The 19,242-nt window shown below is 38.6% G+C and carries 21 protein-coding genes and 1 riboswitch; of the genes, 7 read left to right on the top strand and 14 right to left on the bottom strand.

The annotated features are described in order from the left end of the window. Positions 1 to 13 precede the first annotated feature (13 nt). The 4 genes from C9J29_RS12200 to C9J29_RS12185 form a co-directional block, all read right to left on the bottom strand. Positions 14 to 757, bottom strand: coding sequence for an amidohydrolase family protein (locus C9J29_RS12200; RefSeq protein WP_107922233.1), 744 nt, complete (start codon positions 755 to 757; stop codon positions 14 to 16). 163 nt (positions 758 to 920) lie between these two features. Then, positions 921 to 2,156 carry a beta-ketoacyl-ACP synthase II gene (gene fabF, locus C9J29_RS12195; RefSeq protein ID WP_107922232.1) on the bottom strand — a complete coding sequence of 412 codons (1,236 nt, stop codon included), beginning with the start codon at positions 2,154 to 2,156 and terminating at the stop codon, positions 921 to 923. Positions 2,157 to 2,176: 20 nt separating this feature from the next. Then, positions 2,177 to 2,734 carry a TetR/AcrR family transcriptional regulator gene (locus tag C9J29_RS12190; RefSeq protein ID WP_107922231.1) on the bottom strand — a complete coding sequence of 186 codons (558 nt, stop codon included), beginning with the start codon at positions 2,732 to 2,734 and terminating at the stop codon, positions 2,177 to 2,179. A gap of 79 nt (positions 2,735 to 2,813) precedes the next feature. After that, the gene (locus C9J29_RS12185; protein WP_089984364.1) at positions 2,814 to 3,284 is read right to left on the bottom strand and encodes a DinB family protein; all 471 of its coding nucleotides are present in this window, start codon (positions 3,282 to 3,284) and stop codon (positions 2,814 to 2,816) included. A gap of 169 nt (positions 3,285 to 3,453) precedes the next feature. Here C9J29_RS12185 and C9J29_RS12180 point away from each other — a divergent pair, with 169 nt between their 5' ends. The 3 genes from C9J29_RS12180 to C9J29_RS25070 all read left to right on the top strand — a co-directional run bounded on the left by C9J29_RS12180 (position 3,454) and on the right by C9J29_RS25070 (position 4,922). Continuing rightward, a complete protein-coding gene (locus tag C9J29_RS12180) occupies positions 3,454 to 4,062 on the top strand; it encodes a hypothetical protein (protein ID WP_107922230.1) in 609 nt (202 codons plus the stop codon). A gap of 61 nt (positions 4,063 to 4,123) precedes the next feature. Continuing rightward, positions 4,124 to 4,780: a S1 family peptidase gene (locus C9J29_RS12175; RefSeq protein ID WP_307723777.1), complete on the top strand. Its 657-nt coding sequence runs from the start codon at positions 4,124 to 4,126 to the stop codon at positions 4,778 to 4,780. Continuing rightward, positions 4,668 to 4,922, top strand: coding sequence for a trypsin-like peptidase domain-containing protein (locus C9J29_RS25070; protein ID WP_336603296.1), 255 nt, complete (start codon positions 4,668 to 4,670; stop codon positions 4,920 to 4,922). The genes C9J29_RS12175 and C9J29_RS25070 overlap by 113 nt, the downstream gene beginning before the upstream one ends. 62 nt (positions 4,923 to 4,984) lie before the next feature. On the opposite strand, the gene C9J29_RS12170 is transcribed toward C9J29_RS25070, so the two are convergent. The 4 genes from C9J29_RS12170 to C9J29_RS12155 all read right to left on the bottom strand — a co-directional run bounded on the left by C9J29_RS12170 (position 4,985) and on the right by C9J29_RS12155 (position 6,861). Continuing rightward, positions 4,985 to 5,470: a YkvA family protein gene (locus tag C9J29_RS12170; RefSeq protein WP_107922229.1), complete on the bottom strand. Its 486-nt coding sequence runs from the start codon at positions 5,468 to 5,470 to the stop codon at positions 4,985 to 4,987. Positions 5,471 to 5,604: 134 nt separating this feature from the next. After that, on the bottom strand, positions 5,605 to 5,844 hold the full coding sequence (locus C9J29_RS12165; protein ID WP_237068826.1) for a hypothetical protein: 240 nt from the start codon (positions 5,842 to 5,844) through the stop codon (positions 5,605 to 5,607). 273 nt (positions 5,845 to 6,117) lie between these two features. Further along, the gene (locus C9J29_RS12160; protein ID WP_004230088.1) at positions 6,118 to 6,318 is read right to left on the bottom strand and encodes a cold-shock protein; all 201 of its coding nucleotides are present in this window, start codon (positions 6,316 to 6,318) and stop codon (positions 6,118 to 6,120) included. Positions 6,319 to 6,540: 222 nt separating this feature from the next. Next, on the bottom strand, positions 6,541 to 6,861 hold the full coding sequence (locus C9J29_RS12155; RefSeq protein WP_237068825.1) for a DUF1033 family protein: 321 nt from the start codon (positions 6,859 to 6,861) through the stop codon (positions 6,541 to 6,543). Positions 6,862 to 6,948: 87 nt separating this feature from the next. On the opposite strand from C9J29_RS12155, the gene C9J29_RS12150 reads away from it, so the two are divergent. From C9J29_RS12150 to C9J29_RS12130, 4 genes are all read left to right on the top strand, one after another. Then, positions 6,949 to 8,676, top strand: a complete 1,728-nt coding sequence (locus C9J29_RS12150; RefSeq protein WP_107922228.1) for a methyl-accepting chemotaxis protein — start codon at positions 6,949 to 6,951, stop codon at positions 8,674 to 8,676. 44 nt (positions 8,677 to 8,720) lie between these two features. Then, positions 8,721 to 9,002, top strand: coding sequence for an acylphosphatase (locus C9J29_RS12145; RefSeq protein WP_025115385.1), 282 nt, complete (start codon positions 8,721 to 8,723; stop codon positions 9,000 to 9,002). Positions 9,003 to 9,676: 674 nt separating this feature from the next. Beyond that, positions 9,677 to 10,327 carry a 5-bromo-4-chloroindolyl phosphate hydrolysis family protein gene (locus C9J29_RS12135; protein ID WP_036220465.1) on the top strand — a complete coding sequence of 217 codons (651 nt, stop codon included), beginning with the start codon at positions 9,677 to 9,679 and terminating at the stop codon, positions 10,325 to 10,327. Beyond that, the gene (locus tag C9J29_RS12130; RefSeq protein WP_008181219.1) at positions 10,324 to 11,394 is read left to right on the top strand and encodes a toxic anion resistance protein; all 1,071 of its coding nucleotides are present in this window, start codon (positions 10,324 to 10,326) and stop codon (positions 11,392 to 11,394) included. The genes C9J29_RS12135 and C9J29_RS12130 overlap by 4 nt, the downstream gene beginning before the upstream one ends. A gap of 48 nt (positions 11,395 to 11,442) precedes the next feature. On the opposite strand, the gene C9J29_RS12125 is transcribed toward C9J29_RS12130, so the two are convergent. From C9J29_RS12125 to C9J29_RS12100, 6 genes are all read right to left on the bottom strand, one after another. Then, positions 11,443 to 11,640, bottom strand: coding sequence for a DUF6501 family protein (locus C9J29_RS12125; RefSeq protein ID WP_012294410.1), 198 nt, complete (start codon positions 11,638 to 11,640; stop codon positions 11,443 to 11,445). Between the two features lie 271 nt (positions 11,641 to 11,911). Continuing rightward, positions 11,912 to 12,643 (bottom strand): amino acid ABC transporter ATP-binding protein, encoded by a 732-nt coding sequence (locus C9J29_RS12120; protein WP_008181223.1) that lies wholly within the window; start codon positions 12,641 to 12,643, stop codon positions 11,912 to 11,914. A 12-nt stretch (positions 12,644 to 12,655) separates the two neighbouring features. Continuing rightward, on the bottom strand, positions 12,656 to 13,381 hold the full coding sequence (locus C9J29_RS12115) for an amino acid ABC transporter permease (RefSeq protein WP_008181226.1): 726 nt from the start codon (positions 13,379 to 13,381) through the stop codon (positions 12,656 to 12,658). A gap of 168 nt (positions 13,382 to 13,549) precedes the next feature. After that, positions 13,550 to 14,407, bottom strand: a complete 858-nt coding sequence (locus tag C9J29_RS12110) for a transporter substrate-binding domain-containing protein (protein WP_107922227.1) — start codon at positions 14,405 to 14,407, stop codon at positions 13,550 to 13,552. Between the two features lie 118 nt (positions 14,408 to 14,525). Beyond that, positions 14,526 to 14,712, bottom strand: a riboswitch (Lysine riboswitch). 304 nt (positions 14,713 to 15,016) lie between these two features. Next, positions 15,017 to 16,273 carry a 2-oxoglutarate dehydrogenase complex dihydrolipoyllysine-residue succinyltransferase gene (gene odhB / locus C9J29_RS12105; protein ID WP_090001558.1) on the bottom strand — a complete coding sequence of 419 codons (1,257 nt, stop codon included), beginning with the start codon at positions 16,271 to 16,273 and terminating at the stop codon, positions 15,017 to 15,019. Between the two features lie 91 nt (positions 16,274 to 16,364). Then, positions 16,365 to 19,190 (bottom strand): 2-oxoglutarate dehydrogenase E1 component, encoded by a 2,826-nt coding sequence (locus tag C9J29_RS12100; protein WP_036148259.1) that lies wholly within the window; start codon positions 19,188 to 19,190, stop codon positions 16,365 to 16,367. Between the last annotated feature and the right edge of the window lie 52 nt (positions 19,191 to 19,242).

Below are 19,242 nucleotides of genomic sequence, written 5' to 3'. Positions count from 1 at the left end.
GGATTTTTTGCATTTACTTGTCATACCATTTCCTAGCATTTTGATAGAGAATTTTATCCGCAGCCTGTTCATCAAAAAGCTCTTGAATCAATTCAACATCCTCAAATTCAAAAGGTCGATTTGCTCGTGTCGATGGCAAATCTGTTCCAAACATTAATGCATCTGGATGAATGCTATAGATGGTTTGCAAAGCATTTTTCACATTCAATTCTACCCGTCCAAAACCAGTCGCTTTCACACGTATACCCTTTTCTACAAGCTTTAGCAAATGGGGCAACCCTTCCTCCGATAAGCCCAGATGGTCAATTGAAATGGCTGGTAATGCTTCCATCGTGGAAGCAATCTCTGTTAAATATTTGGCATCTATATAAAGTTCACTATGCCACCCCGCCAGCTCATACACTCTTCTTGCAAAGCTATCGAGTTTAGACAAATCCTCTGAACCACCTCGTTGAATATTGAAGCGCAAGGCCCTTACTCCATTTTTATGTAAATGAAGGATTTCATCATCTGTCACTGTATACGGTAATTGCGTCACCCCACAAAAAGAGGGACCTAGTTGTTTCAAAGCCTTCAGTAAATAATTTTGATCAAATCCTTGAAAGGAACCGGAAACAATGGCGCCCCCCTCTATATTGAAAAGAGCTGTTTCCTTTTGATAGTCCTCTACTACATAGCTTGGTGGTGTGTATCCTTGATTTTCTATAACCGGAAAATCAAAATCAATAATATGAAAATGTGCATCAAAAATCCTCATTATCCATCCTCCCTTCTTTTTTAACATATCATAGAAAGTACATAAGCGAAAATATTGATTATCAGCGTAATCTCATAAGTAGAACTTATCATAGATGTATAGGTCATTTAATAAAGACAATAAAAAATGGTATGAAACATTCATTTCATACCATTGTGTACTATTATTCCTCAAACTTTTTAAAAGCCAACACAGCATTATGACCGCCAAAGCCAAAACCGTTAGACAAAGCAATGTTGACGGTTTGATGAAGCGCCTCGTTTGGAACATAATTCAAATCACACTCTGGATCTGGCGTTTCGTAATTGATCGTTGGTGGAATGATACCTTCCATAATACTTTTTAAAGTAATGATGGCCTCGATTCCGCCAGCTGCACCAAAAAGATGGCCTGTCATCGACTTCGTGGAGCTCACTTTTAATTGATAGGCATGCTCACCAAATACACTTTTAATAGCCTTTGTTTCGGATTTGTCTCCCTCTGGTGTACTAGTACCATGCGCATTGATATAATCGACAGCCGTCACATCAATGTCCCCCATGTTTAAGGCTAGTTTCATCGCATTAGCTGCCCCAGTAAAATCAGGCGCTGTAATATGGAAAGCATCAGTCGTCACCCCATAGCCTACGATTTCTCCAAGAATCGTAGCGCCCCTTTGCTTAGCATGTTCATATTCCTCTAGGAACACAACCCCTGCTCCCTCTGACATGACGAAGCCGTCACGATGGCTATCGAATGGTCGGCTAGCTTGTTCTGGCACATCGTTCCTAGTAGACATCGCCTTCATACGGGAAAATCCAGCAAAGCTCAGCGGATTTATCGGTGCCTCAGCCCCACCAGCTAAAATTCCATCTGCATAGCCATGGCGTATATTTAAAAACGCTTCACCAATTGCTTGGTTACCCGTTGCACAAGCGGAAACTGGTGAGAAGCTTGGCCCTTTAAAGCCTGTTTTAATCGCGATAATCCCTGCGGCCATATTGCTAATCATCATCGGCACCATAAACGGTGACACCTTCCTTGGTCCATTATCGAGCATGGCTTGATGATTCGCTAAAATCGTCTCAATTCCCCCAATACCTGAGCCAATATAAACACCTAGTCGTTCCTTATCAACTTGCTCCATATTTATGTTTGCTTGCTCCAAAGCCTGCTGAGATGCAGCCAGTGCATATTGAACAAAAAGATCATATTTACTTAATTCCTTTTTATCCATATATTGAGTAGCATTAAAGTCAGCAATAGAACCAGCAATTTGTGTATGAATGCCGCTGAATTCCTCCGCTTCTAACTTTGTAATACCTGATTTACCTTCTTTAATGTTCTCCCACAAGGCTGATACTGTTTGACCTAGTGGTGAGATAACACCATATCCTGTGACAACTACTCTACGTACCATATCTTCCTCTCCTTTTTCGTTTACTTTAACAGTTTCTTTAATTGCTCCAGCATTTTGTGAAAGAAATCTTCCCCTAAAACCCGTTTGTATTGCAAAGCACCCTTCGTACTCGAAATAAGAAGGATGGCTAATGCCTCTAAATCCATTGTCGACTGAAGTGAACCATAGTTCTTAGCATCTTGTAGTAAATCCACTAAAACATCGACTTCCATTTGGCTAAGCTGTTGAACTTTTTCTTGCATCGAAGGTGACAATTCTTGATAATCCGCCTGTAACGCAGTGATCGGGCAAACACCATCTTGTTCTAGAAATTTAATCCGTCGCAAAATAAAGGCGAAAGGTTTTTCCTCAGCTGCTACTGTAGATTCCTTAATTACTGTATAAGCCTCCCCTAATCCTTTTTGAATTCTTTCGCAAACTGCGACCCCTAAGTCTTCCTTCTTTTCAAAATGATAATGAATGCTCGCTTTTGTTACACCAAGCTCTTTCGCTAAATGGTCATAACTAAATGATGTGAAACCTTTTTCTTGAATATTCTTCAATGTTAATTCAATGATTTGTGATTTTCTATTTGTCATGGCTATATACTAACTTACTAGTAGGTAAGTGTCAAATAAAAATACAGCAGATAGGTTATTTATCTGCTGAAATTATAGTCTATTTCATTTCTTGTGTTGGTCCCATAACACCCGGTACTGGTAAACCAGCTTGACGAAGTAGAACTGTCATTTGACCGCGATGATGCGTTTGATGATCAATTAATGCACGTAATAAAGCGCCCTTTGGTATTGGCCCTGTAAAGCCATTTACCACTTCTAGTAAATCTTCATTTGAAAGCTTTGCTGCTTCCTCTTTTATACCATTTACAACTTTCTCATATGCTTGTACAATTTCTACAGCTGTCGTTGGTACAGGGTCTTCTTGACGAATCATCGGAACCTTTAAGCCTGCTAAATAACTAAAATATCCAGCCGCTCCAACTAAATGCCAACCAAGCCAGCCAAGTGTACTATGTCCCTCTACGATACTTTGATCCAACTTATCGTCAGTTACTGCCTGTAATACTTTCAGTGTTCCCTCTGCAGCCATCGTCCATTCCTGTAAAAAATCATCCGCTTGTCTATACATAACCATGCCCCCCATTTTTTAACTACAATTCTATCTTAGTTAATTTTTTTCATAGTTACAAGTTTCTAGTTTTTAGTTTACATAATATCATTACTGGTATACTAGCTATGATTCGTATAATGCGCTACATTCACGTATAATTAATATAAAGTAGCGAAGGAGTGTGCCAATGAAACATTCTATTTTCGTACTTGCTCTTGCATTGTTATTGGCAGGGTGCCATGAAGAAATGAAAAAAGAACCTGTGCACCCAGCTGTTCAAGATCAAGTGTCACTACTCACCTATTTCCCACCTGATGGCTCTGTCGCATATTTTCAAGGAGAGGGAAATGAATTTGCCAGCTTTACTCTACAAACTACCTATATCGATACGCAACATATTGCTCAAGTGGAAGATAATGGTGGTGTGACTCTATTAAAAATTTATCGCATGACAGATTCAAAGATTGAGCTAGTCTATCGTGAACCTGTAGACAGTAACCCAAGATTGCCTAGTACAACTGAGGTTGTAGCTTACCCTGTGCTAGAAACGATACTACAGCAACCGATACAAGTAGGAACAAGCTTTCAAGGCTGGACCATTCAATCAACAACTGCTCAAGTCGATACAGGAACAAAAGTCTATACAAATGTCATCCAACTTACACGCACTGAAGATCAATTCATAACGACCAAGTATTTTGCACAAGGGGTTGGCCTCATCAAAATCGAAGATACGATGGAGTCTGATCAAGAGCAGCCATTTGTCGTGACTTCCACCTTACAAAAAATAGAATAGTATGATGATGATAGGCGTCCTGCTTGGGCGCCTATTATGTAGCAAAAGGAGGCATCATCCTATGAGTGACCTACATAAGTCTGCTAACGAGCAGGAAGAATTAACAGAAGAAGAATTTATCGAGCTTGTGTTAACAGAGCAACAAAAAGCATTAGCTCAAGAGCAAGAAGAACGTCTTTATGGCAAAAAAACAAAAAAGCCCAAGCCATTCGTACGCTGGATTGTATGGAGTATGGCATTCGTACTGTTTTTCAATACATTCGCGCTTATTTTTCAAATTTATTCTATTCCGGCTATCGAATTTATCAAAGTATCAACCAAGCTATCAGCACAAGAGGATATACAAACTTATAAAAAAGCTATCGTGGAAATTTCGACAGGTTCCAGCAAAGGCACGGGTTTCGCCATCTCACCAGACGGTCTCATTGTCACCAATGCCCATGTAGTAGAGCAAGCACCGACATTATCCGTTGTATTTCCTGATGAGGGAGTAATGGAAGCAACACTAATTGAGAGCTATCCGGATATTGATTTAGCCTTATTGCAAGTTCAAGCAGATCAGCTTCCCTTTCTTCCACTAGCAGCTGATCCAACCTTCCCTGAAAATGAGCATATCTATTTTATCGGTAACCCCCTTTCCTTTGCTGGAATCCATTCAATTAGACGATTGGCAAGTACCAGTAATAATGCTGAAAGCCCCGGTTTACCGTGGCAATAGTGGCAGTCCCGTCATTGATCAACAGGGTGAAGTCATCGGGATTATCTTTGCCACGATGAAATATGAACCTATAGGACGAGTAGGCCTATTTGTCCCAGTCCAACAACTCCACCATATTTTAGAACAATCCAACAAAAAATGAACCTGTAAAGTGCAGGTTCATTTTTGTTGGTGTTGAAGTTATTCCGGGTTTACATAATAATATTATTTATCTTTACTTTCCTGTTTCACAAACTGAGCAATGGCCGATTTCACAGGTATTTTACTAACGACCTCATCACTAACCTCAGCAACTTTTTGGAGAGCATGCAAAAGATTATCATCCCCTGTCCAATGCTTTTCCAACACTTCCGGCCCTAATTTATTAATAATCGTATTCACCACAAACGTCGCCAACACGATATCATCCAAATAACCACCAAACCCTAATATTCCCTCAGGCATCAGATCCAACGGAAACACAAAATACGCAATCGACGCACCGATCAACGCCCGACTTTTCTTATCCACCCCTGCATCTGTTAAGGTTTTAACCAATAGATGAAATAAATCAGGCACAAACATTAAATACGGTGTAAATTTACTATTCTTGCCCTTCTTCGACCCAAGAAAACCAACTAATTTTGTACGTAACTTCTGATAAAAATCCCGCTGTTCCTGATCATTCGGTAATTTCATTAAATCTTCCATAAATAAATCAACCTCCAATAGTAAGTACCTTTGTGTGCTATTTTGTGGCGCTAATTAGTTACCTTTTGAGGTGCTTTTTAGCACATTTTGCGGTCTATTCGCCACTCTTCAAATCCTATACGAATCTTAGTGCGCTATTCAGCACTTTGCGGGCTATCCGGCTCTTTGCTGGTTCTATCCGTCTCTCTCGCCGCGCTATCCATCACTTTGCTAGTTCTATCCGTCTCTTTCACTGCACTATCCGTCACTCTTGCGCTTCTATCCGTCTCTTTCACTGCACTATCCGTCACTCTTGCCGCACTATCCGTCTCTTTCACTGCGCTATCCGTCACTCTTGCGCTTCTATCCGTCTCTTTCACTGCGCTATCCGTCACTCTTGCCGCACTATCCGTCTCTTTGCTCGATATCTACCACTTTTGCGAGCTATCCGTCTCTCTCGCCGCACTATCTGTCTCTTTGCTAGTTATCCATCGCTCTTGCGCTTCTATCCAGCACTTCCACCGCGCTATTAACTTTGCCAACAGCACTACTTTATATTTATCCAATTTTAAGATTTATAATCATTGAACATTGCGATGATATAAAAAAAGACATCCTATTTGCATAGGATGCCTGGGTTTAACGAAAGTAATTTTAATTTCTGAGAATTAAAGTTTAGTTACGTTAGCAGCTTGTGGTCCGCGGTTGCCATCTACAACTTCGAATTCCACTTTTTGACCTTCGTCAAGTGTTTTGAAACCTTCGCCTTGGATAGCTGAGAAGTGTACGAATACGTCGTTTTCACCTTCAACTTCGATGAATCCAAAACCTTTTTCTGAGTTAAACCATTTTACTGTACCTTGTTTCATTTAAGAAAACCTCCAAAAAATAAAAGTGAACAATATGTAATTTCTTCAGCGATTGAAAAAAATTCACATATTACAAAGAGTACCGTACTAACGCGATCACTTTTTGTAATATGTGAATTCATGTTTCCGGTGAAGCAATTAAATTGTTAACCTAAGTATAACCAGCATTCATAATTTTGTCAAATAAAGAAAATTGTTTTTTTACTTTATTTCAAAAATATTTTACTTTTCTTCCATTTTACATGCAATAATTCCATGATATACTTGTGCGTCATCATCACATGCCTCACAGAAGAAACTTTCATCCTCTGACCAAAAGGCCCAATATTGCCCTTCTTTTACTGCTTCATTATCATATGTTGAGCGAAAGAGTGCTAGTTTATGCTGTAAAGCCAGCTCAAACTGCTCCTTTGCTTCAAATGTATCGTGTGTTTGAATAAAAGCTTCCCAGCCCTCAAATTTCCACCAAGGCTCATAGTCCGCTTTCATGTAAATAATTGTATACATATTTGCCCATTCCTTGCTGTCATAAGATATTTTCATTTTAGCAAACACACCTGAAATGTCTATTAAAACAACCTGAATTATGCTATTATTACCTTATTATACATAATTTTTGGAGGTTTTTATATGTTTTCAAGCATTCGACCTAAAGCTGAGCTAGAAGAACTACTAAAGCGTGGGACTGATTTACGTGCAACAGGCCGATTCCATCAAACATTGGCATTTAACCATTTCAATTCGCAAGATGAAGAGCATTTAAAGACGCTCTATGAAAAGCTAAAAGATATTACCCCTTCTATGAATTCCATTTTTCACCATTATTTAAGTGAGATATCCCCTACCTCTCAATTAACCATTAGTGAAGAAAATATTAATCAATATTTAACTCAATTTTTCCTAGCAACACGTGATGACGAGTATGTGGATGAAACCGTCAAATTTTTCAATTTATTTCGCAAGCATCAATATGAGCCTGGTAAATTAATTGTCGTTTTCAATCAATTTGCCTTCTATATTACTACTTATATTTTACATAACTTTGGGATGAAGCCTAATAAAGCCTTCCAATTTATGAAATCATTCCAGTCTGCTGTCAATGTCGATCAGGAGCTATTGGTAGAAGTTTTGACGGAGCGCATCATTGAGAATGTTGTTGGTGAAGTATCATCCTTGATGGATGTCAATGCCAAAATCATGTATATGAAAGATTTAGTATTTAGTTTAGACAAGCAAAATGAGGAAATCCAGTCCTCTACAGCTGCGACTGAAGAAATAGCCGCTTCTATAAATGAAGTAGCCCGTATGTCCTCTCATATATCAGAAAAAACAACTGAATCTGTTGACCATGCGACACAGGGTAAAAATGCAATTGAGCATGCATTATCAGAAATTTTCAAAACGGAAGAAACGTTTACTTCGATTGTAGAATCTTTTACAGAACTGCAAAAACGGGTAAATGATATTGAACAAGTTGTGACATTGATCAACCAAATTGCGGACCAAACTAATTTACTAGCACTAAATGCCTCCATTGAAGCTGCACGCGCGGGTGAACATGGTAAAGGCTTTGCGGTCGTAGCACAGGAAGTACGAAAACTTGCGGAAAGCACGGTCTCAGCTTTAAGCGAAGTCTCTACAAATGTTCACCATTTAAAGAGCTATTCCAATGACGTTTCCGACTCGATAACAGAAACAACAGCCATCATAAAAGAAGCAACCGTTGAGGCGAAAGAATCGTTACCATTATTGAATGCTATTGTTCATGCGATTGAAGGTATTAACTTGGATGTGACCAATACGGCAGCGATTTCCCAGCAACAGGCAGCGGCTATCGATGAAGTCTCCTCTAGAATGATTGAAATTTCCAACTTGCAGGAAGATATTCGAGACTATAGTCATAATACATCAAGTGATATTCACCTTTTAGGGAAAGAAATCAATCGTTTCCGAAATGATATTATTGCCAATAATAATGTCCAGCTTTCATCCATTGCCCTATTACAGCTATCTAAAGCTGATCATATTTTATGGAAGTGGCGCATTTATAATATGTTCCTTGGCCTAGAACATGTTGAGCCAAACGATGTCTCTTCCCATAGAGAATGTCGACTTGGCAAATGGTACACAGCTTCTCGCACGGTGGAACGCTTCGGCCATTTACAGGATTATCATGATTTAGACAATTATCATTTACTTGTTCACGAATCCGCGAAGCGCGCGGCGGCTGCCTTTAAAGCTGGCAATATCGCACAAGCAGATAGCCATCTAAAAGAAGTAGATGAAGCGTCTACTCAAGTTCTTTATAATATTAATAACTTAATCGCCTATTTAGAAAAAGAAAGAGTTATGCAATAAAGAGAGCGGCTCGTCCCCTCTCTCTAATGGTAGGAGGTATTTCCTTGAACAAACGAGCAAGTATTAAATTTTTTGGTGACGTCTACGGGACAGGCTACCGATTCTTTATTAAACAAAAGGCCATTGAATTAGGGCTAAAAGGGTATTGCAGATTGAATGCTGCTGAGCAAATTGAGGTTGAAGTCGAAGGAGCTGAAAAAGCGCTGAATGAATTCCTTCTTTTTGTCCAAAAAGGTGTAAGTCCCCAAGCCGATTCCAACTCATTTTCTTTAGAGCTGTATGATGATTTAAAAGGATATGTACGAATGGAGTCAGACATTGTTTAGTCTGGCTCTTCTTTTTACAAAGTAGTAAGGCCATAGTAAGACACTACAAGATGCCTTACTGGTTAATGATTTATGTTCTGTTTAAGTAATTTATTATTGGCTATTGCGACTTCTATTAAACCAATCATACATGTTGCTAAAAATAATATAGACCAATTGATTTTTCCATATAATACACATGTATAGATAACGTCAAGCACACAGTATAAAAGTATGATGCTAGCAATAATTATTCCTTTATTATTCTTCATCATTCCACCACTTTCTTTTTTACAAGTTACTAATTTCTAATAAGCTGACTTTATTATACAGTAATTATCTTATTTTGTATTATTAAACATTTTTTTCGCAATCAGCACAGAAAAAAAAATATCCGTACATCCGTACATAAAGTTTTTTCAAAAAACAAGCCATCCACGTTTATTTTCAAATCAAACAGCACATAAACCTAAGCATGAGTAATTTGAATCTATACGCTATAATGTTCACAAATCTCTTAAAAATAAGTGGACATAAATAATGAACGACTTATTGCTAGGTATTCTAGGTAATATCATTGAGAAAATTTGCGTTTCGCAGTAAAATTTATGTAAGGTTTCATTTTTCATTGAAACTTTATGTCGATTATTTCGTATAAGAAGATAGACATATTGAAATGCAAGGAGGAAGAAACAATGCTTAGTGTTGGACAGTTTTTTTCTAGACATACTGCTAGCTTCGTTATTTCGCTAACAACTGTTTCTATCGCAGCAATTGCAGCAAATCCTGGATTCTTCCTTGGTGGTTTACTGTTTGCTGGTTCATATGCGACGAGTACAGCGTTGCTGAAACATAGACAAAAAAAGAAAGTCATGCAAATAGCAGGTATCACAAAAGAAGAATTCAAACACATTGAAACACAATTATCAACCGCTAATAAGCAAATTCAAACATTAAGTCAAAACTATTTACGTGTACGTTCTGTATCGGCTTTTAAACAACTACTTGAGATGACGCGCATTTCAAAAAATATCGTCAAAGTTGTAAAGACGGATCCACGTAAGTTTTATAATGTTGAACCCTTTTTCTATGCGCATTTACCTTCAGCAGTGGAATTAACGGATAAGTATACAATGCTTTCTAGGCAGCCCGTGAAGGATAAAGAAATTCAATTGACGTTATCAAAAACGCGTGAAACACTTACCGATTTAAATGATACGATTCAAATTGATTTAAAGGATGCGCTAGCTAATGATATTGACCACCTACAAATGGAGATTGAATTCGCAAATCGTTCTAATCTTAGACGTAGAGAACAATTGGACTGGCGAGGCGATGATAAATGACGGCAAATGAACATGCTTTCCAATTAAATACCATTCCCGGTCTTTCTCCATTAGTACAATCTTATTTAGAAACAACTCCACAAACTGAGGCGATGGCGACGTACGAAACGCTATCGCCTCTTGCGCAAAGTCGAGCCTTACTATATGCTAGCCAACTTGATTTAACTGATTTTGAATCTTTGCTGTCCTTAGGGCAAGATTCACAGCGTTCCCTATCCCAGTTTGCAGATCGGATGTTAGCGCAGGTAAAGCAAAAAGACGTGACAAAAATCGGCCAAATGCTCGATTCCTTAATGCATACTTTAGATCGTGTAGACCCGACAGCTTTAGAGCCGAAAAAGCAAACCTTTTTCAATAAGATATTTGGTAGTAAAACAGAGCCTACTGTGAAACAAACGCTAACAGAATTTGAGCGTATTAGTATTCAGGTGGAACGTATTGGGGTCCAATTGGAACGTGCTCAGCTCCAACTAATTCGAGATGTAGAAAATTTAGAAGCGCTTTATACACATAATCGAGGATTTTTCGAGGAACTAGCTACTGCCATTGCAGCTGGTCAAATGAAAAAACAGCAAGCCATTGAAGTTGAGCTTCCTACAAAAATAACAAGTGTCCAAGCAAATAAACAGCCACTTGCTATACAACAGCTAAATGATTTCGCTGCGCAAATTGAGAGGTTGGATCAACGCATTTATGATTTACAGGTTTCTCAACAAGTAGCCCTTCAAACGGCACCACAAATTCGTATGATACAGCAAGCGAACCAAACATTAGCTGAAAAAATTGAATTTTCCATTGTCACACTAATTCCTTTATGGAAAAATCAATTGGCGATGATGCTTTCCATGCATATGGATCATCACTATGCACAGCTTGAGGAACGATTAACACAGACACAGGATCGTTTTGCAAGGCCATCATTTGAACAGCAAGTATCGAAATTCAAGGAAACACAGCATGAGCTACAAACAGCTATAAAAGATGTCTTCGCCCTACATACGGCGACTGAACAAGAAAAACAACAGTTGCAAGATGCGACAGATATAAGAGGCTATCAGAGAGACTAATGAAAAAAAGGGTGGCTCAGTAAATGATCTGAACCACCCTGTCTTTTTTTAGGCAAAATAATCTTTATAGTAGCCACCGACGTTGCCAGTGTTATCGATGATAAAAATGAACTCTTCTGTTTCATTTTTCACTTCATATTCTTTTCCAACTGTTAATACGTTTGATACTAAGTATTTTGATGCATTGGTATGTTTGCAAGTCACTGTTCGTAATGTTGGCGCATCTTTCCATTTTAAATGTAACATATTCTCTCTACCTCTCTTTACTAGCATAAAGCTAATGTCTAATGCTTATTTTATAATATTTTTAGGCTTTTGTGGAGAAAAAAGAAATACAATACCTAATCTATCCAAAATAATTTTACATTTGAGGTGTTATGATGAGCTTTGGCGGTGTACCGCAATGGTTTTTTATTATTGCAATAGCATTTGTAATCTGCTTTGTCCTTTATGCAGAGTGGAATTCTAGAAAGTAAGTGAGTCCCTCTATTAGGACTCACTTTTTCATTTGTTGCTACTACTTTAATGTTCGTTTTAAAAACTCTTTCGTTCGATCATGTTGAGGGTTTATTAATACTTGTGATGGTGGGCCCTCTTCGACAATTACACCTTTATCCATAAAGACTACGCGATCTGCTACCTCTTTGGCAAATTCCATCTCATGCGTCACAATAAGCATCGTATTGCCTGCATCCGCCAATTGTCGCATGACTTTGAGTACCTCCCCTACCATCTCAGGGTCTAGTGCTGATGTAGGTTCATCAAAAAGCATCACTTCTGGATTCATGGATAATGCTCGGGCAATGGCTACGCGTTGTTTTTGCCCTCCTGAAAGCTGTCGAGGTTTTGCGTTCACATATTGATCCATCCCGACGATTTTTAAATATTTAAGCGCTGTTTCCTCCGCTTCCTTTTTCGAACGTTTTAAAACTTTTATTTGACCCACTGTACAATTATTTAAAACATTGTGGTTGTTAAATAAATTGAATTGCTGGAATACCATGCCTAGATGTGTTCGATATTCTTGGATATTGTGTTTTTCGTCTAGGATGTCCTCCCCTTGATAAATAATTTGCCCACCACTTGGTGTTTCTAATAAATTAATACAACGAAGTAAAGTGGATTTACCAGAACCAGAGGAACCAATTAAACAAACGACTTCCCCTTTTTCCACTTGAAAATTAACATCCTTTAACACTTGGTTACGTCCAAATGATTTACTTAAATGCTCAATTTTAATGACTGCCATTTGTGCGTCCCCCTAAATTGCTTCTTTTTGTTCTTTTTGATAAGCATCTGGTCCATCTAATCGTTTTTCAACATATAGCAGAATACGTGATGCAGTAAATGTCATGATGAAGTAAAGAATACAAGCTACAAAGAATGATTCAAAATAACGGAAGTTGTTACCGGAGATTGATTTTGTTTGGAAGAATAATTCTGTTACTCCAATAACGTTTAATACGGCTGTATCTTTAATATTCATAATTAATTGGTTGCCTGTCGCAGGTAGTACGTTACGCGCTACTTGTGGTAAAACTACGTGAAGCATGATCTGGAAGTGATTCATACCGATAGCCGATGCTGCCTCATATTGACCATTATCAATTGATACAATACCACCGCGAACAATTTCTGCCATATAGGCACCTGTATTAAGAGAAACGACTAAAATCCCTGCTGTAATAAAGTGCATGTCTATGCCAAATGCAATATCTAATCCATAGTAGACAACCATAGCCTGTACAATCATTGGTGTACCACGGAAAAATTCAACATAGCATGTGAGTATAAAATTAATAAGCTTTAAGCCATAAAATTTCACACCTTTTTTACGAACTGGAATCGTATGCATAATTCCGATGAAAAATCCGATAAATGCACCAATAATTGTACTTATAGTCGAAATTAGTAACGTATAATACGCACCTCGTAAAAACATTTGCCAGTTGTTTTCAATAATTGAAAGTATCCATTCAAGACTCATGATGTTCCTCCTAACAATGTCATGTTGCTTGCTATCTTTTTCGTGCCCTAGCTCTTTCTACTAGTCTATGTTTTATTTCGCTAGGACATTATCATTATGTAGAGAGGTTCTCATTTTAATAATGATGAAATGATAGTGCACGGACTAGTCAATAGTCCGTGCCATTTTTTATTGTGCTGCTGGTTGCTGAGAAATAGCTTCTTCCATAATCGCTTGGCGATCATCTTCAGAAATTCCTTTTAGAATTTCATTGATTTTATCAAGATTCGCATCTTCTTTACGTAAGCCTACAGCAATTGACGTATTTGAAAGATCTGTATCGAAGCCCTCTTCAAATGCTACGTATGTGAATTTATCGTTGGCAGCAGCTGCGGAAATACCTTCTGGACGTTCTGCAACATAGCCATCAATTTTGCCTGCCTCTAAAGCTACACGCATAGCTGGGAAGCTTTCCATTGCTGTTTGTTTATTAACATCTTTGATTTGGTCTATCACATTGTAGTTAGATGTATTAAGTTGTGATGTGATTTTTGCGCCAGAGAAATCTTGAATCGATTTGACCCCTTCATATTTGCTGCCTTTTTTAATAACCATAACAAAATCAGAAGTATAGTAGTTTTCTGTAAAATCAATTGTTTTCTTACGTTCTTCTGTTGGCGACATGCCTGCGATAATTGCATCAATTTTATTTGATTGTAGCGCTGGTACTAAGCCGTCCCATTCCATTTTAACGATCACTAATTCTTTGCCTAAGCCTTCAGCGATTTTTTTCGCCATTTGTACATCATAGCCGCCTGCATATTCTGCATTATCTGCAATTTTCACCGCACCATTTGCATCATTTTGCTGTGTCCAGTTGAATGGTGGGTAGCCAGCCTCCATTCCAATTCGGAATTCACCGCCGCCGTCTTCCTTATCTGCGCCAGCTTCTCCTGAACTGCCTTCTTTTTTGTCGCTAGTGCCACATGCAGCTAGCACAATTGCCGTCATGATAGAGATCATTACTAACAGCCATTTTCTTTTCATGAAAAACTCCCCTTTTCTGTAAAAAAATAAGACAACTGTACGAAAAAAGACCTAAGTTTTGTGAACTTAGGTCTTACCTTTTATGACAGTTGCCCAAATCCTCACTATAATTCCATGTTTCCGAGATAGCACAACCTAGTAAACCTGGAATTGAATTCACTAGGACAGTCCTGCACTTATTCACTGCAGACCCAGCATAAAAGTACGAGCTCCTTTTATACTTCGGCGATATTTCCTTCTTCATTGCGTCTTTGTTTGCTTGTACTCAACAATGAACTAATAAATACCGCGCCTCTACCTCACTGTTATAGGTTAGTGAGGTTTGTTTATTTAATTGATATTTAGATACTACTATAAAACTAGTATGTACGTCAAGAGAGTTTTAGCATTTTTCTGACTAATGACAATATTAGGGTATTATGCTTGACCTATCCATTGTTAATCTATGTATTTTTGTCAATATATCCGCCGGAAAACCACAAATTTTTACTATCAATGGTTTTTATACTAAGAAAATAGTTTCGTATTTTCAAAATCACTAAAGACTTTAGTGATACAGAAAACCAAGAAAAAAACCCTGTAAAACAAAGTTTACAGGGTTTAAAGGATTTATGAATTTAATAATAAATCTTCAGGATTTTCGATTAATTCTTTAACTGTTTTTAAGAATCCTACAGAATCTTTTCCATCGATGATACGGTGATCATAAGAAAGTGCTACGTACATCATTGGACGGATTTGAACTTCACCATTTACTGCAACTGGACGGTTAACAATTGAGTGCATACCTAAAATACCAGCTTGAGTACCGTTCATAATTGGTGTTGACATTAATGAACCGAATACACCACCGTTTGTGATTGTGAATGATCCACCAGCCATGTCATTTAAGCCTAGTTTTTTCTCACGAGCTTTAGTCGCTAAGCTAGCGATATCTTTTTCGATTTCTGCGAAGTTTTTGCTGTTTGCATCGCGTACAACTGGTACTACTAAACCTTCTTCAGTTGATACTGCAATACCGATATCAAAGAAGTTATTTAAATGTAATTCATCGCCAACGATTTGAGCGTTTACGTATGGGTATTTTTTCAGTGCTGCAACAACAGCTTTTGTGAAGAATGACATGAAACCAAGTTTGATGTCGTTTGCTTTAACAAACTCTTCTTGTTTACGTTTACGAAGTGCCATGATGTTTGTCATGTCAATTTCGTTGAATGTTGTTAACATTGCTGTTGATTGTTTAACTTCTAATAAACGTTTTGCAATTGTTTGACGACGACGGCTCATTTTTTCAATTGTTACACGGTCAGAATTAGCAGCTGGTGTGAATACAACTGGGCCACCTGTAGTTGCTACTGGTGCTGGTGCTGGTACTGCTGGTGCTGTACCATGTGCTGACACATCTTGTACACGAACACGGCCTTGTGGATCTACTGGAGATACCGCTGCAAGGTCGATGCCTTTTTCACGTGCAAGTCGACGTGCCGCTGGAGATGCGATAACACGCTCACCAGAAGTTTCTTCTACTACAGGAGCTGCTGCAACTGGTGCTGTAGGAGCCGCTTGTGGCGCTGCTGGAGCTGGAGCTGCTTCAGCTGGTGCCGCCGTTGCTGGTGCAGCTGCTGCGCCTTCGCCTGCTTCTACGATAGCAATAACTTGACCAACTAGTACAGTATCGCCTTCTTCAGCTAAAATTTGTGTTAATACACCTGCTTCTTCAGAAATGATTTCAGCGTTTACTTTATCTGTTTCAAGTTCAACGATGAATTCACCTTTTTCAACGCGATCGCCCACTTTTTTTACCCACTGTGCGATACTACCTTCTGTAATCGATTCTGCTAATTCAGGGACTTTAATTTCAGCCACTTTCATTTCCTCCTTTGATTAACGTGCATGACGCACATAAAAGGGCTACTGCTTATGGGCAAGTAGCCCAGCTATCAATATTTATATGTTATTATTTAACCTTTACTGGCTCAGCAACTGCTTCTTCAATAAGTGATGATTGAGCTGCTTTATGAGAATCTGCATCCCCTTCAGAAGTTGAGCTCATTGCAGGACGACCTACATAGCGAAGCTTTTTACCTTCTGCAAGTTCATATAATGTTTCTAGTGCATAATTCCATGAGCCTTGGTTTTTAGGTTCTTCTTGTACCCATACGATTTCTTTTGCATTAGGATACTTAGCAATAATACCAGCAACTTGCTCTTTTGGGAATGGGTAAAGTTGTTCTACACGAACAATGTGTACGTGATCGAAACCTTCTCCATCTTTCACGCGATCTGCTAAATCGATCATCACTTTACCAGTACCTAATACGATACGCTCTACAGCTTCTGTTTTTGTACCTAAGCCAGGTTGTTCAATCACTTCTTGGAATGAACCATCTGCTAATTGCTCAGCATTAGCTGCTGCTAATGGGTGACGCAATAATGATTTTGGTGATACAACCACAAGTGGACGTACACCTTCAGTACCTAATAACGCTGCTTGACGGCGCAATAAGTGGTAGTAGTTACCTGCATTTGAACAGTTTGCTACAAACCAGTTATTTTCTGCTGACATTTGTAAATAACGTTCCATACGGCTTGAAGAGTGCTCTGGACCTTGGCCTTCATAACCATGTGGTAATAGAATCACCATGCCAGATTTTTGACCCCATTTAGAGCGTGCCCCTGAAATGAAGTTATCAAACATTACCTGTGCCATATTCGCGAAGTCACCAAATTGTGCTTCCCAAACTGTTAATACATGGCCGTTTTCTAAGTTATAACCATATTCAAAGCCAACTACCCCTGCTTCAGTCAGTGGTGAGTTGTGCACTGAAAAGGATGCACTTGCACCAGAAATATGATGAAGTGGTGTAAAGACATTACCATTGTTTTTATCGTGAAGCACTAAGTGACGTTGTGAGAAAGTACCACGTTGTGCGTCTTGACCTGTGAAACGTACTGGTGTGCCATCTTGGATAATAGTTGCATAAGCTAAAGTTTCCGCATGACCCCAGTCGATTTTCGCAGATGCAAATGCATCACGACGTTTTTCTAAAATTTTGCCAAGCTTTTTCTGTGGCTCGAAGTTTTCTTCAAACACTAGAAGCTCTTCGTTAATTTTACCTAAACGTTCTGCTCCAACTGCTGTATCAATTTGTGGGAATTCAATTTTTAATTCTTCTGGCATTTCTAATTGATGATGCTCATCTTTTGAAGCCATTTCTTTTACATGATCATAAGCCGCTTGCATTTCTGCATAAATAGCTGTATCTAATGCAGCTACATCTTCAGTTGATACAAGACCTTCTGTTACAAGTGCTGCACCATATAATGAACGTACAGTTTCGTGTTTAGATACTAATTTATAAGTTTCTGGGTTTGTAACCGTTGGATCATCAGTTTCGTTATGACCATGACGGCGGTAACCAACTAAATCAACGACAATATCTTTACCGAATTTTTGGCGGTAGTTAGCTGCAAAGCGACCAACTTGTGCCACTGCTTCTGGGCTATCTGCATTCACATGTACTACTGGTACTTCATACCCTTTTGCTGGGTCAGAAGAGTAAACAGAAGAACGAGAATCATATTGTTCAGTCGTGAAACCGATCATATTGTTCGCGATAATGTGAATAGTACCACCTGTTGTAAATCCTTCAGTTTTAGCGAAGTTTAATACTTCAGTTACGATACCTTGACCTGGGAATGCTGCATCACCATGCACAAGAATTCCTAAGCCTTTTGTGCGATCATGAATCGCTTGACCTGGTTTTGAAGTGTCATCTTGCGTTGCACGTGTAGCACCTAGAACTACTGGATTGCCTACTTCTAAGTGTGATGGGTTGTATGCAAGCTTTACATTCATACCTGAATCACGGTTGTAAGAAGCACCCATATGGTATTTCACATCACCTGTCCACCCTTTTGTAATTTCAAGGCGACCATTTTCTGGCATAAATAAATCATTTGATACATGTGCAAAGTCAGAGAACATCATGTCATAAGGTTTATTTAAAATATGTGTTAAAACATTTAAGCGACCACGGTGTGCCATACCAATACGTACTTTTTCAACACTTAGCGCTTCTGCAGTTTTAATGATTTCATCAAATAGTACAATTTGCGTATCTAAGCCCTCACCAGAGAAACGCTTTTGTCCTACAAATGTTTTATGGATAAATTTCTCGAAATTTTCAACACGCGTTAAACGATCTAATAAGGCTTTCTTTTCATCAGAAGAAAGTGCTTGTTGGAAAGAGCCAGATTCAATTTGTGCTTGAATCCAATTACGTTCTTCTGTAGCTACTACATGTTCATATTCAAACGCTACTTTATTTGTATAAATAGCTTTTAAATAGTCAATTGCATCCTTACCATTTTTCACGTTTGCTGGCACATCTTTGAAGAAGATTGCTGCAGGAATTTCAGCTAAATCTGCAGCGCTTAAGTTGAACGCGCTTTCTTCAATTTGAGCTGTTTGTAGTTCACGGTTTTTCAGAGGATAAATATCTGCTGCTAAATGACCGCGTGAACGGATTGCATCGGCTAATTTCACAGCGGCTAACACTTTTTTGTAATCGCCAGCAGGAGCCGCTGCTGTATGACTAGCTACAGCTACTTCACCTTCTACTACTACTGGTGCACCAAATTGTTGGAATAAAGAAACTAACTCCGGTTCTACTTCTTCAGGAGACTGTAAGAATAAGTCGTATTGCTCCATCACATATCCTAAGTTAGGACCAGAGAAAGCTGACCATGGAGAACTTACAGTTGTAACGTTGTTCGACATGAAAAATGACCTCCAAATTTTGCCTTTCGGCAGTTCCATTAATTAAATTGCA

It is taken from the genome of Lysinibacillus fusiformis (assembly GCF_003049525.1).
In the GTDB taxonomy this organism is placed as follows: Bacteria; Bacillota; Bacilli; order Bacillales_A; family Planococcaceae; genus Lysinibacillus; species Lysinibacillus fusiformis.
This window is presented reverse-complemented; position numbering and strand designations above follow the sequence as displayed.

Bases quoted from the DNA above. Each gene is read 5' to 3' on its own strand.
- C9J29_RS12200 (WP_107922233.1), bottom strand. From the start codon at position 757: ATGAGGATTTTTGATGCACATTTTCATATTATTGATTTTGATTTTCCG.
- fabF (WP_107922232.1), bottom strand. From the start codon at position 2,156: ATGGTACGTAGAGTAGTTGTCACAGGATATGGTGTTATCTCACCACTA.
- C9J29_RS12190 (WP_107922231.1), bottom strand. From the start codon at position 2,734: ATGACAAATAGAAAATCACAAATCATTGAATTAACATTGAAGAATATT.
- C9J29_RS12185 (WP_089984364.1), bottom strand. From the start codon at position 3,284: ATGTATAGACAAGCGGATGATTTTTTACAGGAATGGACGATGGCTGCA.
- C9J29_RS12180 (WP_107922230.1), top strand. From the start codon at position 3,454: ATGAAACATTCTATTTTCGTACTTGCTCTTGCATTGTTATTGGCAGGG.
- C9J29_RS12175 (WP_307723777.1), top strand. From the start codon at position 4,124: ATGAGTGACCTACATAAGTCTGCTAACGAGCAGGAAGAATTAACAGAA.
- C9J29_RS25070 (WP_336603296.1), top strand. From the start codon at position 4,668: ATGAGCATATCTATTTTATCGGTAACCCCCTTTCCTTTGCTGGAATCC.
- C9J29_RS12170 (WP_107922229.1), bottom strand. From the start codon at position 5,470: ATGGAAGATTTAATGAAATTACCGAATGATCAGGAACAGCGGGATTTT.
- C9J29_RS12160 (WP_004230088.1), bottom strand. From the start codon at position 6,318: ATGAAACAAGGTACAGTAAAATGGTTTAACTCAGAAAAAGGTTTTGGA.
- C9J29_RS12155 (WP_237068825.1), bottom strand. From the start codon at position 6,861: ATGAAAATATCTTATGACAGCAAGGAATGGGCAAATATGTATACAATT.
- C9J29_RS12150 (WP_107922228.1), top strand. From the start codon at position 6,949: ATGTTTTCAAGCATTCGACCTAAAGCTGAGCTAGAAGAACTACTAAAG.
- C9J29_RS12135 (WP_036220465.1), top strand. From the start codon at position 9,677: ATGCTTAGTGTTGGACAGTTTTTTTCTAGACATACTGCTAGCTTCGTT.
- C9J29_RS12130 (WP_008181219.1), top strand. From the start codon at position 10,324: ATGACGGCAAATGAACATGCTTTCCAATTAAATACCATTCCCGGTCTT.
- C9J29_RS12125 (WP_012294410.1), bottom strand. From the start codon at position 11,640: ATGTTACATTTAAAATGGAAAGATGCGCCAACATTACGAACAGTGACT.
- C9J29_RS12120 (WP_008181223.1), bottom strand. From the start codon at position 12,643: ATGGCAGTCATTAAAATTGAGCATTTAAGTAAATCATTTGGACGTAAC.
- C9J29_RS12115 (WP_008181226.1), bottom strand. From the start codon at position 13,381: ATGAGTCTTGAATGGATACTTTCAATTATTGAAAACAACTGGCAAATG.
- C9J29_RS12110 (WP_107922227.1), bottom strand. From the start codon at position 14,407: ATGAAAAGAAAATGGCTGTTAGTAATGATCTCTATCATGACGGCAATT.
- C9J29_RS12100 (WP_036148259.1), bottom strand. From the start codon at position 19,190: ATGTCGAACAACGTTACAACTGTAAGTTCTCCATGGTCAGCTTTCTCT.